This is a genomic window from Collinsella sp. TM05-37, assembly GCF_003436455.1.
Taxonomy (GTDB): domain Bacteria; phylum Actinomycetota; class Coriobacteriia; order Coriobacteriales; family Coriobacteriaceae; genus Collinsella.
On the sequence record NZ_QSPN01000014.1, the window covers coordinates 16880 to 30771 of the forward strand.

At 58.5% G+C, this 13892-nt stretch carries 10 protein-coding genes; 7 read left to right on the top strand and 3 right to left on the bottom strand.

Annotated features, from left to right (window positions below):
* Positions 1 to 65 precede the first annotated feature (65 nt).
* A complete protein-coding gene (locus DXD48_RS07690; RefSeq protein ID WP_117564692.1) occupies positions 66 to 851 on the top strand; it encodes an ABC transporter ATP-binding protein in 786 nt (261 codons plus the stop codon).
* Complete coding sequence (locus DXD48_RS07695) at positions 841 to 3045, top strand: FtsX-like permease family protein (RefSeq protein WP_117564693.1); 2205 nt, start codon at positions 841 to 843, stop codon at positions 3043 to 3045. Before DXD48_RS07690 ends, DXD48_RS07695 begins: the two co-directional genes overlap by 11 nt.
* Before the next feature lie 327 nt (positions 3046 to 3372).
* Here DXD48_RS07695 and DXD48_RS07700 read toward each other — a convergent pair whose 3' ends face one another.
* On the bottom strand, positions 3373 to 4338 hold the full coding sequence (locus DXD48_RS07700) for a response regulator transcription factor (RefSeq protein ID WP_158548960.1): 966 nt from the start codon (positions 4336 to 4338) through the stop codon (positions 3373 to 3375).
* Positions 4339 to 4667: 329 nt separating this feature from the next.
* Between DXD48_RS07700 and ptcA the strand changes: the two genes are divergently transcribed.
* The 4 genes from ptcA (at position 4668) to DXD48_RS07725 (ending at position 10807) form a co-directional block, all read left to right on the top strand.
* Entirely contained in the window at positions 4668 to 5741 is a 1074-nt protein-coding gene (gene ptcA, locus DXD48_RS07705) for a putrescine carbamoyltransferase (RefSeq protein WP_117564696.1), read from the top strand.
* Positions 5742 to 5874: 133 nt separating this feature from the next.
* Positions 5875 to 7314, top strand: coding sequence for an APC family permease (locus DXD48_RS07710; RefSeq protein WP_117564698.1), 1440 nt, complete (start codon positions 5875 to 5877; stop codon positions 7312 to 7314).
* Between the two features lie 368 nt (positions 7315 to 7682).
* A complete protein-coding gene (locus DXD48_RS07715; protein ID WP_117564700.1) occupies positions 7683 to 8888 on the top strand; it encodes an agmatine deiminase family protein in 1206 nt (401 codons plus the stop codon).
* A gap of 539 nt (positions 8889 to 9427) precedes the next feature.
* Entirely contained in the window at positions 9428 to 10807 is a 1380-nt protein-coding gene (locus DXD48_RS07725) for an APC family permease (protein ID WP_117564704.1), read from the top strand.
* A 65-nt stretch (positions 10808 to 10872) separates the two neighbouring features.
* On the opposite strand, the gene DXD48_RS07730 is transcribed toward DXD48_RS07725, so the two are convergent.
* Entirely contained in the window at positions 10873 to 11064 is a 192-nt protein-coding gene (locus DXD48_RS07730; RefSeq protein WP_117564706.1) for a hypothetical protein, read from the bottom strand.
* 735 nt (positions 11065 to 11799) lie between these two features.
* Positions 11800 to 12450: a GNAT family N-acetyltransferase gene (locus DXD48_RS07735; protein ID WP_117564708.1), complete on the bottom strand. Its 651-nt coding sequence runs from the start codon at positions 12448 to 12450 to the stop codon at positions 11800 to 11802.
* A 344-nt stretch (positions 12451 to 12794) separates the two neighbouring features.
* Between DXD48_RS07735 and DXD48_RS07740 the strand changes: the two genes are divergently transcribed.
* Positions 12795 to 13826 (top strand): 3-deoxy-7-phosphoheptulonate synthase, encoded by a 1032-nt coding sequence (locus DXD48_RS07740; protein WP_117564710.1) that lies wholly within the window; start codon positions 12795 to 12797, stop codon positions 13824 to 13826.
* The last annotated feature ends 66 nt before the right edge of the window (positions 13827 to 13892 follow it).

Genomic DNA, 13892 nt, shown 5'->3' on the forward strand with positions numbered 1-13892 from the left:
ATGGTAGCCGACTCGGCTCCCTGCGACTATAGATGCCGTAGACTAATCGCAAGAAAGGACTCGGTATGCAAACCACGCACATGGCGACCCCGGTACTGGAGGTCGCGCATCTCGAAAAGGTATATGGAGCGCTGGGCAACGTGACCCGCGCGCTCAACGACGTCAACTTTACCGTCAACCGCGGCGAATTCGTCGGCATCATGGGAGCCTCGGGCTCGGGCAAGTCGACGTTGCTCAACTGCGTGTCGACCATCGATGCCGCCACGAGTGGCGCCATCCGCATCAACGGCCAGGATGTGACGCGCATGAAGCAGGCCAAGCTCTCGCAGTTCCGCCGCGAGGAGCTGGGCTTTATCTTCCAGGATTCCAACCTGCTCGATACGCTCACGGCACGCGAGAACATCGCCCTGCCGCTCACCATCGCCCGCGCAAACTCGGCAGAGATTTCGACCCGCGTGCAGGATGTGGCAGCGCGCCTGTCCATCAGCCAGGTGCTCGACAAGTATCCCTACCAGATGTCCGGTGGTCAGCAGCAGCGCGTTGCCGCGGCTCGCGCGCTCGTCACCGACCCCACTATGATTATGGCCGACGAGCCCACCGGCGCCCTCGACTCCAAAAGCGCTCGTCTGCTGCTCGAGAGCCTGGAGGCCCTGAATCGCCGCCTGCGCGCCACGGTACTCATGGTCACGCACGACAGCTTTGCCGCCAGCTACACGAGCCGTGTGCTGTTTATTCGCGACGGCAAGATCTTCACCGAGCTGCGCCGCGGCGATACCGACCGCCGAGAGTTCTTCGACCGCATTATGGAGGTCGTTGCCATGATGGGCGGTGAGGGCTCCGATGCTCTGTAAACTCGCTTGGGGCAACGTCCGCCGCGCCGGCCGCGATTACCTCGTCTACTTGCTGACGCTCACCCTAGGCGTCACGGTCTTCTATGCCTTTAACACCATCTCGATGCAGGTCGACATCGCCGGAATCGATGAAAAGGGCTTGGCGCAGGTAATGGGCAGCATGCTCGGCGACCTGACGTACTTTTTGGCCGGTGTCATGGCCTTTTTGATGGTGTATGCCAATAACTTCATCATGAAACGCCGCAAAAAGGAGTTTGGCCTGTACCAGGTGCTCGGCATGGGGCGCGGGCGCGTCGCCACGATCATGGCGCTCGAGACCGTGATAGTATCGGTCGTGGCCTTTGTCGTCGGCATTGTGCTGGGTGTGGGACTCTCCCAGCTCATGACGTTCTTTACGGCCTCGCTTTTTAAGACACAGATCGCCAATTTCCACTTCTTTTTCTCGGTGCATGCGTTCAACCTGACCCTTGCCTGCATGCTCGTAATGTTTGTGCTCACGCTACTGCTGAACCTTCGTGCCGTGCGTCGTACCAAACTCATCGAGCTTATGGGTGCCGAGCGTCGCAACGAGAGCATCAAGACACGCAACCCCTGGATCGCGATTGCCATCTTTGCCGTGGGCGTGGTGCTTGTGGGCGTGGCCTATTACCGTCTGCTACGTGATGGGTTCCCGCTAACCGCGACGGACAGCAAGCTGCAAGAGGCCATGAACCAGTTTGGTATTACGACCGCTATGGTTACCGTGGGCACCTTTGCCCTGTTCTGGGGACTCTCGGGCATGCTCATCAAGCTGCTGCAGAGCCTGCGCGGCGTGTATTGGCGCGGCCTCAACATGTTTACCGTGCGCCAGCTTGCGGCCAAGGTCAACACGGTGTGCTTTTCGATGGGCGTCATCGCGATGCTCCTGTTTTTGGCCATCACCTCGGTGACGTGCGGTATGTCGATTGCCAACGTGATGAACGAAAACCTGGAGCGCTATAACCCTGTAGACGTGTCTCAGACGTATGTCTATTACACGCCCGATACGTTCGACTACTACAAAGAGTACGTCAATCCGTCTGATGAAGCCGATCGCATGGTGCCGGCCGATACAACGGTCGATTTGTACCCCGCATGGCACGGCAGGGACAGTTCGGCGGACAACAACGACGAGACCGGCAAGAAGGTCGATATCGCCGATGTTGCCGGTGAGCATGTGCAGATCGATTCGTATCTGAGTTACCCGTTTGGCGGCTCGAATCCTTCGGTGACCCCAAGTGAGATGTGCAAGATCATGGGCGAAAAGCTTCCCAAGGCGTTCGGGGGTAGCAATGCCGATACGATGGGTCTGTTTGTGACGCCGGCGAGCCAGTACAACAAACTGCGTCAGATGATGGGTGAGGAGCCGGTGCACATCGGTCACGACCAGTATCTGCTCACGTGTGATATGGGCGGCGAGCTGGTCGACCTGTACACCAAGTATATGGCTGGTGGCCATGCCCTTACCTTGGGCGGGCATACGCTCAAGCCCGCAACCGATAAGTCGGACGAAGATACGGCGGCCATCGCCAACTCGGCGATGGGCAGTAATCCGGGTACCGTCGTCGTTGCCGACGAGCTGTTGTCCCAACTTAATCTGCAGCCGTATTCCAGTAGCCTGCTCGTTAACTACAAACAGGGGATGGATACGACCGAGGCAGACGAGAGCATTAAATACACTCTGCTCGACGATCTGCTCGTTGACGGCAAGAAGCCGGGGTCGTGGGGAACCTTCATCACACGCTCCGAGATGTACACGCAAGCAGCGCAAATGAACGGTCTTATTAGCTACCTAGCCATCTACATCGGCTTTGTATTGGTCGTTGCATGCGCGGCGATTCTGTCGATCCAGCAACTCTCCAACGTGGCCGATGGCAGCCGCAGCTATCGTGTGCTGGCACAGATCGGCTGCGACGACCGCCAGATTCGCCATTCGGTGATGGCGCAGCAAGCGGTATTCTTCCTGTTCCCGCTGGCAGTGGGCCTAGCGCACTCCTTTGTGGCACTTAAGGTGATCATCGAGCTGGTGAGCATATTCGGAAATATGAGCATCGGCGGCACCGTGGGCCTCACCTGTGCGATCTTCCTGGCAGCCTATGGTGGCTACTTCCTGGTGACGTACCTCATGAGCGCCGGCATGGTACAAGCTGCCATCGCCACCCGCTACAGCGAGTAGCAGACGGGCAAAACCGTCGCAAAACCAACGCAAACAACCGCCGCGGAGGGAGTCGGCCCCCTTCCGCGGCGGTTTTTTGCCTTTCCGGTACGCCTCAGATGCAAGTGAGTAGACTTTTTTGGATCTGCCGAGCACATCGCGACAAATGCTCGGTAAAACCGCAGGTCAGCGCTGTGGCGATTTGGGGTGTGCTCGGCTTCCTGCAAGAAGTCTACTCACTTGGTTTTTGCTGCTAGAAGACCGCCGCGAGGGAAGGCAACTCCCTCGCAGCGGCCGACGTTTGTCCAGATAAAACCTGCCAAAATAAACCTGTCCCTTTTTGGCAGGTTATCGCTTCCAAAAGTGGAGGATCAACGTCGTGCGGTTTTGCTGCTCGGTTTTGACCAGGATGTTGTGGATGTGGGTCTTGACGGTGCCCACGGCAAGGAATAGCTCGTCAGCGATCTCTTGGTTCGATTTGCCCAGCACAACCAGACGCATAACTTCGGTCTCACGGTTGGAGAGCTTGTAGGCGTTGCGATAGAAGGGCATCTGCTCTTCGATGTGTCGATCAAGATCGCTGACGTTCTTTTCCTCGGGCGCCTCCTGCATGCGGATTGAAAGCACGTGGTAGGAGTAGATGATCAGCAGAATCGCAAAGTAGCAGGCAAAGACGTTTTCGCTAAAGTTGCGCTCGGACAGATATAGTTGCAGCCAAGAGGGCGCCAGACTCATGGGGACAATCAGAATGTTGTAGAAATCCTCGGCAACGATGCAACCGACCAGAATAGCGCCGATAATCAGGTGCTTTTGTTGGTTGTTAACGCGTGCCTTCAGCTCGACTTGTGTGCTCTTGCGTGCCGTCCAAAAGATATATAGCCCCACGAAAACAAGGAATACCTGACGCATCGTGTAGTAGAGCCATTGATGAATGGGGCCGTAGGGGACAGCGACGATAATCAGCAGCTCGCTCAGCAAGAACGTTGCGACGGGAATGACAAACTGCTTTTTTGAATGCTTGTCGAACAAATCCATGGCAATGAGCCAGATAAAAGCTTGTGAAGCGGTCGCCACAAGGGTCCGCAACACAGGCATGGTAATTGAGTAATAGTCGCTGGCTGGAAAACTCTGGTTTTGCAACGTGTATTCAAAAAAGAAGATCTCGGTCATCTCGATGGCATAGCAAATAAAAACGCCGCTGCCATAGATAAAGAAGCGTCGACGAGACGAGGCATAGGCGGCAAGCGAAAGCACTGCCGTCACAATACAGATCACGAGTATCGCTAGGGTATAGAAGAACATCAGGGTGTTCATCTGCCACCGTCCCATCTCATTTCATCTATGGCCGAGCCCTGTATACCTTGTGGGATATAGACGTCTCAACCCTTCGTTCCATTGCGGATTAGGCGCCGAGATACAGCATAGCCGTATACCGTTCGCGGTTCTAGATAGTAAACCCCCTGCAAGCTGGCTACCTGCGGGTTTATATTGGTTTAGAGGGGATGTAACTCCGTGAACGGTCTTTAATCCCGAATAAACTAGGTAAAAATTGCATACGGGTGAATGATGGTCTTGTCAACACGAGGCGTGATGTTCGAGCGCCTCATAGCAATAGTCGGCACGACCGGCGGAAAGGAATCGACATGGCGCTGCCTAAGGATTTCATCGACACCAACGACTTCACCAAAGAGCAGATCCTGGCTATCGAGGATCTTGGCCTGGCAATGAAGAAGGCCATCAAGGTTGACGGCTATTATCCGCACCTGCTCCGCAACCAGAGCCTTGGCATGATCTTCCAGCAGGTTTCCACCCGCACCCGTCTTTCCTTCGAGACCGCCATGTGCGACCTCGGCGGCCATGCTCAGTTCTATGGCCCTGGCACCATTCAGCTCGGTGGCCACGAGTCCCTGGGCGACACCGCTCGCGTCATGGGCGACCTGCTCGACATCATGATGGCTCGCGTTGACCGTCACAAGGACGTCGTCGGCCTCGCCAAGGGTTCCGCTGTGCCCGTCATCAATGGCATGTCCGAGTTCAACCATCCCACGCAGGAGATGGGCGACCTCATGACCATGCTCGAGAACCTCCCCGAGGGCAAGAAGATCGAGGACTGCACCCTGGCCTTCATCGGCGACGCCACCCAGGTCTGCGTCTCCCTCATGTTCATCGCTTCCAAGGTCGGCATGAAGTTTGTCCAGTTTGGACCTAAGGGCCACCAGATCCCCGACGGCGGCCTACACGTTGGCACCGTCGAAGAGCGCGCCGAGTTCGGCAAGCAGATGATGGCCATCGCCGAGGAGAACTGCAAGGTCTCCGGCGGCTCTGTCGTCATCTCCGACGACATCGAGTGCATCAAGGGCGCCGACTTCATCTACACCGACGTGTGGTATGGCCTGTACGACGAGGAGGTCTCGGGCGAGAACTACATGGACGTGTTCTATCCCAAGTATCAGGTCACCATGGACATGATGAACTTCGCCGGCCCCAACTCCAAGTTCATGCACTGCCTGCCGGCCACCCGCAACGAGGAGGTCGTCGACGAGGTCATGGACGATCCCGAGCGCTCCCTGTGCTGGGTCGAGGCCGAGAACCGCAAGCACTCCATCCGTGCTCTCCTTGCCGCCCTGGGCAAGCGCACCCCGCTCAACGACGAGGGTGTCGAGTACTCCGCCAAGGCTGAGCTCCACGTCGCTCTCGAAGCTCTCGAGCAGCTCTAAGCCTTAAGCCTGCTAAACGCACGTTTGCGGGCGGCGGATGCTCGTCTCCTGTCGCCCGCTCACCGAGGCCCAAGCAATTGCCTTAATACCTTAGGGCCTCGGATCTGTCCAAGACTGAGCGAAGGAGCTCATCATGAGCGACGGAAAGAAAAAGCTTTCCTTTTTGACGGTCATTTCGACCATCATCTGCGTCGTCTTCGTTTGCGAGGCCGCCGCTCCTGCTGCTGCCATTGGCAACCAGCAGTTCTTCTGGTGGATCTTCCTGATCCTGACCTTCCTGCTTCCCTACGGCATGGTTGTTGCCGAGCTCGGTACCACCTATGACGGCGAGGGCGGCATTTACGACTGGGTACGCGATGGCCTGGGCGACAAATGGGGCGCCCGCATCTCGTACTACTACTGGGTCAACTACCCGCTGTGGATCGCCTCGCTGGCTACCATGTTCCCCGACATTATGGGCATGGTCTTTGGCGTCGAGTTCAACTTGATCGCCAAGATGGGTATCGATCTTGCCTTTGTGTGGATCGTCTATCTCATGGGCCGCTCCAAGGCGGCCGACTCCGAGTGGGTCCTTAACGGTGGCGCCATCATCAAGGTCGCCGTCGCCGTTATCGTTGGCGCTTTGGGCATTTGGTATGCCATGGAGAACGGTTTTGCGAACGACATGTCCGCTGCCACCTTCCTGCCCGAGCTCACCAACACCAACGCTCTCGGTTACCTGTCGATCATCATCTTTAACTTCATGGGCTTCGAGGTCATCTGCACCATGACCGACGACATGGCCGATCCCGCTCGCGATATCCCCAAGGCCATCATCGTCGGTGGCCTGTCCATCGCCGTGATCTACCTGTTCGCTGGCTTTGGCATCGGCGCCGCCGTGCCGGCCGACTCCATCGATCCCGACTACGGCATGATCGTCGCAGTCCAGACCATGGTGGGCGACTCCATGATCTTTAAGGTCATCTGCATCGCCTTCCTGATCACCCTGTTCGCCAACATGGCTGCCTGGTCCTTCGGCGTTAACTCCGTTGCTCGCTACGCTGCCGAGCACGGCAACATGCCCAAGGTCTTCGCCTCGATGATCTCGGATGACGACATGCCCAACGGCGCCAACCTGGTCAACGCTGTCGTTGCCTCCCTGGTGCTGTGCCTGCAGCTCGTTCCCATCGACGCCATCTCCAACGGTGTCTTCTGGATGCTCTTTGGCACCTCTGTCGTCTTCCTGCTGTTGACCTACATCCCGATGTTCCCGGCGTTCCTCAACCTTCGTAAGAACGACCCCAACCGTGAGCGCATCTTCACGTTCCCGTTTAAGGGCGCCATGATGAAGGTCATGCTGGCCATCCCCTGCATCGAGCTGGTTCTTGCCATCGTTGCCACGCTGATCCCGTTCTCCGCTGCTGAAATTGGCGACAAGGTCCCGATGATCGTTATCTTCATCGTGCTCGTGCTCATCGGCGAGGTCGTCCGCGTCGTCAGCGCTAAGGGCCGCGAGACCGAGTACAAGGGTCTGACCCCTGAGCTCGCAGCCCAGCGTCTCGCTGAGGAGGCCGCCGAGGCCGAGGAGAACTAGAGCACCCGGTTCTGGGGCTCCAACCCTCCTCGTGTACCAACGCGCGCTTCGTCGGGCTTGTCGCTCCCGACTCCGGGCACTCTAGCCTCTTCGGAGGCGTGTCCAAGCGACAGGTTTGCTAACCATTCCCCCGGGGTGGGTGTGAGCGATAGCTCCGGTAACCACCGCCCACCCCAATCTCTCTTCCGTATCCTTCGTGCGTTTTGTCTCCGCGCACTTGGTTACGTCGTCGCTTGCCGGTGCGATTCCGTGAAAACCGGCACCGGGCGCCCCGACCTTTGCCGGGGAACGGGCGCCTACCATCTCTTGGTTTTAGGCTGCGGGTAACCCGCCCGCAGCAAGCGATCGTTCGATTTGGAGGAAATCTTATGCGTACGATCACCGAGTCCGAGTCCACCCCCAAGGCCGACGGCTTCTTCATGCCCGCCGAGTTCGCCCCGCAGGATCGCGTGTGGATGGGCTGGCCCCACCGCACCGACACCTGGGCCCACGGCGCCAAGCCGGCCCAGAAGCAGTATGCCGCCATCGCCCGCGCCATCTCCGAGTTCACCCCGGTCTATATGTGCGCCAACCAGGTCGACTACGCCAACTGCAAGGCCGTCTTCGAGAACGACGAGAACGTCACCGTCATCGAGATGACCACCGACGACGCCTGGTTCCGCGACACTGCCGCCACCTACGTCATCAACGGCAAGGGCGAGAAGCGCGCCAACCACTGGCACTTCAACGCCTACGGCGGCCTCGTCGACGGCCTGTACTTCCCGTGGGACAAGGACGAGCAGATCGCCCTCAAGATGGCTGAGCTCTCCGGCTGCCGCCGCTATCGTCCCGACGACATGATCCTCGAGGGCGGCTCCATCACCGTCGACGGCGAGGGCACCCTTGTCGTGACCGACCAGTGCCTGCTTTCCCCGGGCCGCACCTGCTCTGCGGTTCTGGAGGAGGAAGAGGATCCCGAGTCCATCTGGCCCAAGTACCGCAAGAAGTTTGAGCCCTGGAGCGAGGAGCTTCGCGCCTACATGGACGAGCACCTCAAGGATTACCTGGGTGTCGAGAAGGTCATCTGGGTCAAGGAGGGCATCGACCCCGAGGAGACCAACGGCCACATCGACGACGTCGCCACGTTCATCGCGCCGGGCGTCATGGCCTGCATTTGGATCGACGATCCCGAGTATCCGTTCTACGAGCAGTGCCACGCTGCCTACGAGACCCTCTCCAACGCCGTCGACGCCAAGGGCCGCAAGATGAAGGTCTACAAGCTCTGCATGCCCGTGAACCCGCTGTTCATGGACCAGGCTTCCTGCGACACCATCGACGCCGACGAGAACGCCGAGCCGCGCGTCCCCGACGAGCCGCTGATCGCCTCCTACATGAACTACCTCGTGACCAACCACGGCGTTATCGTCCCGCAGTACGGCGACGAGAACGACCAGCTGGCCGTCGACACGCTCCAGAAGATCTACGACGAGGTCTGGGGCGAGGGTGTCTACAAGTGCGTCGGCGTTCAGTCCGAGCAGGTCGTCTTCGGTGGCGGCAACATCCACTGCATTACTCAGCAGGAGCCGTCCGCTTAATCGTCTGACTTTCCGAGGCACCCCATCTCGCCGCTCAAACCGTCGCTCGCGTACCAAAGTACGCTTCGCTCCTCTTTCGCGGCGACCTGGGGCACCTCGAAAACCCAGCCGATCAATCGGACAATCGGCGAATCGAACCATCTTGGGGCATTGATGGTCGGCTTGCCCGATGTCTTGGTCGGTTGGGTTTTCTTTGGGCACTCCGTTGCCTCCACTTCGGAGTGCCCTTTTCTTTGATTGAGTACGCGTCTGGCCTGGGATTTTTTGCGGGTTAGGCCAATTGTTCGCTTGAATTTCCCAGGTCAGACGCGTCTTCAATTGCCGAAAGTTATCGGTCGTGAACGCGACCGTTTTGATCGGAGTATCTATGTACCAGCGTATCGTTATCTACACGCGCCTGTTCCGCGAGCGTTGGTCCAACAATTGCATCCTCTCTTCTCTTTGGGATGGCACCTGCACCGGTGACGCGGCCTGCAACCCTACCTTGGGCTGCGCCTTCGGTACAGATGCCATCCTTTTTGCTGTAGGGGGAGCGTGTCGTGGCAGGTAAAAAGTTCTCCCTGTTCGAGGTCATCCTCTCGGTTATCTGCGTTGTCTTTACCATCGAGGCGGCCGCTCCGGCATCTGCCATGGGTAACGTGCAGTTCTTCTGGTGGATCTTCCTCATCATTACGTTTTTGCTTCCCTATGGCCTGGTGGTGGCCGAGCTCGGTACGGCGTTTGATTCCGAGGGCGGCCTGTACGATTGGGTTCGCCTGGGCTTGGGCGACCGTTGGGGCGCCCGCTGCTCTTGGTGCTACTGGGTTAACTTTCCGCTGTGGGTGGCAAGTATCGCCTGCATGTTCCCCAGTGTCATTAATGCGGTGTGGGGTATCGAGTTTTCACTCGGGATCCGAATCGCCATCGAGATTGTCTTTGTGTGGGGCGTCACGGTCATGGCAATGCAGCCGGTGGCCGAGGCAGATTGGGTCATGGACGGCGGTGCCGTCATCAAGGTGCTCATTACCGCTGTGGTGGGAATCGTCGGCATTTGGTTTGCCTGCAATAACGGCTTTGCCAACGACATGTCGTTTAAGACCTTCATTCCAGATCTGGGCGACACCAATTCGTTGACGTACCTATCGATTATCCTGTTCAACTTTATGGGCTTCGAAGTGGTCGCGACCTTTGCCAGCACGATGAAGAACCCGTCGCGTGATATCCCCAAGGCGGTTATTGCCGGTGGCGTGGCCATTGCGGCGATCTACATCATCTGTGGCATTGGCATTGGAGCCGCGGTTCCCACCGAGCAGCTTTCACTCGATTCGGGCATTGTGGACGCAGTCGCCGCTATGGTGGGGCGCACCCACCCGCTGACGATGGTCGTGGGCGTGGCCTTTTTGGTGACGCTGTTCGCCAATATGATCTGCTGGAGCTTTGGCGTCAACAACGTAGCGAGCTATGCCGCGCGCCATGGCAACATGCCGCGTCCCTTTGCGTTGGTGTCCAAAAAGACCGGCATGCCCAACGGCTCGGCGCTCATTAACGGCTGTTTTGCCAGTCTGATGCTGCTGCTCCAGATTCCGCTGGGTGAGGGTTCCGACGTCTTTTGGGTTTTCTTCTCGATGAACGTCGTCTTTCTGCTCATGAGCTATATCCCCATGTTCCCAGCGTTTTGGCGTCTGCGCAAGCACGATAATCGTTCGCGTGTGTTCCGTGCGCCTTTCGAGGGCAAGGTGCTCGCGGTGGCGCTTGCGATGCCGGTGGTAGAGCTCGTGCTTTCCATTGTTGCGACAATCGTGCCGCTTAACAGCTCGCCCGCCGAGATGTCAAAGTTGCCGATCCTCATGGGTGTGGTGATCGGCGTGTTGCTGGGCGAGGTTTCGCGCCTCATATCGCGCCGCGGCCGCAGCATCGACAATCCCGGCGTTGGCGCATAGGGGTCAGGTTATTTTGCACCAAAACAGTAGCGCCGCGAGTTACGCAGCGCTTGGTGCATCTTGGATTACTGTTCGCGGTGCTCGGGATCGGAAACGAGCTTAGGCGCAAAGTAGGGGACGTGGCCCAGGTACGGGCGGCTGTCCGAACGCTCCTCGGCGATGCAGGGGACCTCATCGTAAGTAAGTGAGTCGCTCAGGTGGGCGATGGCCTTGGCGGCAGGAGCGACGAGCATCTTGAGCGGTGCGATAGGCGCCATGGCATCTCCTTTCCTGTATGCGACCCGTGCTTTGGCGCGAATGTATATGCCGCAAGTCTAGCATCCCGCCCAGGAGAGCTTCAAACCACCACAAAGGGGACAGGCACCTTTGTGGTGGTTTTGGCGTTTGCCCAGATGAAACCCGCCAAAATGAACCGGTCACCAGGAGAGGAAATGGCGTTGGGCGAGAATTTGGTTTGTTAAATAGGGTCCCGACCTGGGCTACTTATAGATTGTGGAAAACTCTATTGTCAGATTATGGCGAATGCTGCTGTAGGATTATGACATGCGCTACTACAGCCTATGGCAACGTACCTCATGAGCGCCGGCATGGTGCGAGTTGCCATCGCCACTCGCTACAGCGAGTAGCAGGCGGGCAAAACCACCGCAAAGCCGTCGCAAAACCGCGATGAACAACCGCCGCGAAGGGGGACGGGCCCCTTTCGCGGCGGTTTTTTGCCTGCCTGGTGCGTCTCGGATGCAAGTGAGTAGACTTTTTGGGATCTGCCGAGCACATCGCGACAAACGCTCGATAAAACCGCAGGCCAGAGCTGCGGCGTTTTGGGGTGTGCTCGGGATCCCGCCAAAAGCCTACTCACTTGGTTTTCACGGTTAGTAAACCGCCGCGAGGGAAAGCAGCTCCCCCGCGGCGGTCTTAACGTTCGCCCAGATAAAACCTGTCACCACAAGGGGGATGGGCGCCTTTTGTGGTGGTTTTGGTACTTGCTTAGCGGGTTAGCCCTGCGTGTCGCCTCCGTACATGTAGACGATAAAACCGTCGCCGGTGTCTTGACTGTGATCCTCCAGGATGCGCTTCATGTTGAGGTGCTCGTAGAACTGCCAGTCGGAGTTGCAGTCGCTCATCAGGAAGAACTTGGTGCAGCCTGCCTTGGCGAGCTCGGCGCGCGCAAGGTCGATAAGCGCGCGGCCGAGCCCCTTGCCCTGCCACTCGGGCACGATGATGGTCAGGTTGAGCTGGCCCTGGGCATACTCGTTGCCTGTGGCGGCAAAGCGATCCGCCGTGGCCTTTTCGCGACTGTCGCCGAAGAGCGAGCCCTCGAGCTTGGCGTCGGCAGCCTTTGCCATTTCGGTTGCCTGGGCGAGCATCTCGTTGTAGCAGGACTCCCACGTGGGGTTGGTGCGCGGCTTGCCGTCCTCGAAGATGCCGATGCAGCAGGCGGCGATAATGCGGCCCTCGGCCTCGGCGACAAGCGCGATAGGTGAGCGTTGCAGCTGCATAGCGATGTTAAAGCGCGCGCAGAAATCGGCAGCTTCGACGTCGCCGCGGTTGCGCAGCGTGTTGCACCACAGCTGGTTGTAGATGGCGGCGATGCCGGTCAGGTCGTCGAGCGTGGCGGCGCGCAGGGTTACGTTGTCAAGGCTCATGAAGGCTCCTTCCAAGTTGGGTCAGGCCACCTCTGAGTGTGACATGGACGCAGGGCGGCCGCATCAATCATTCGGCAGGCGAGCCCCGATCCCTCGGGGACGGAGGAAAAGGGGTCACGAGTGAGGATTTTCGGACGCTTGCCCGACGAGAGTGGATAATCTCCCACTTTGAGCGCGAACATGGGCCAAAAACGGGAGATTATCCACTCTCGTGGTGAGCGGGCCCTTGTGTCGATTCATTCCCTTTTTAGTAGGCTGTGCTTGCACTTTAGCGTGCGACAGCGGATAATGCCGAGCACTCGACAATACGCTTTTTGCTCTCTCTATAGATTGAGGAGGCCCCTATGGCCATGGATTTCAAACGCAGGCTGCCGATCCCCATGGAGATCCGCGAGGAAATGCCGCTTTCCGCCGAGCTTACCGCTAAGAAGCAGGCATTCGACGCCGAGGTCGCCAAGGTCTTTACCGGCGAGGACGCGCGCAAGGTGCTCATCATCGGCCCATGCTCTGCCGATCGGGAGGATTCGGTCCTCGAGTACATGAACCGCCTGGCCAAAACCGCCGAGGAGGTCAAGGACAAGCTCATCATCATCCCGCGTGTCTACACCAACAAGCCGCGCACCAAGGGTACCGGCTACAAGGGTCTACTGCACAATCCCGACCCCGAGGCGCCCGATGACCTGCTCGAGGGCGTCAAGGCCATTCGCCACATGCACCTGCGCGTCATCGAGGAGACCGGCTTCTTTACCGCCGACGAGATGCTCTACCCCTCTAACTATCAGTACCTTGTCGATCTGCTGAGCTACGTCGCTGTGGGCGCGCGCTCGGTCGAGAACCAGGAGCATCGCCTGGTGTCGAGTGGCATTTCGGTGCCGGTGGGTATGAAGAACCCCACTGCCGGTTCCACCACCGTCATGCTCAATTCCATCTACGCCGCCCAGGCGCATCAGAGCTTTATCTTCCGCAACTGGGAGGTCGAGTGCGACGGCAATCCGCTCGCGCACGCCGTTATGCGTGGCTACATCGGTCTCGATGGGCGCACCTACCCCAACTACCACTACGAGCACCTCGAGCGCCTGGCCGAGCGCTATACCGAGCACGCCGGCTATGCCAATCCGGCAGCGGTCATCGACTGCAACCACGACAACTCGGGCAAGCGTCCGCTGGAGCAGTATCGCATTTGCAAGGAGGTGCTCGACAGCTGCCGCCGCAACGAAGCCATTTCAAGGCTGGTCAAGGGCTTTATGATCGAGTCCTACCTTGAGGACGGCAACCAGCCGGTCGACGGCGGTGTCTTTGGCAAGTCGATCACCGATCCGTGCCTGGGCTGGGAAAAGACCGACTACCTCATTCACGAGATCGCGGAGCGGGTTTAGTTACGCGGGTTTTCGCTGACTCTGCCAAGACATCGGCGGTCCCGTTGCTGCCGGGCACTCATTGGG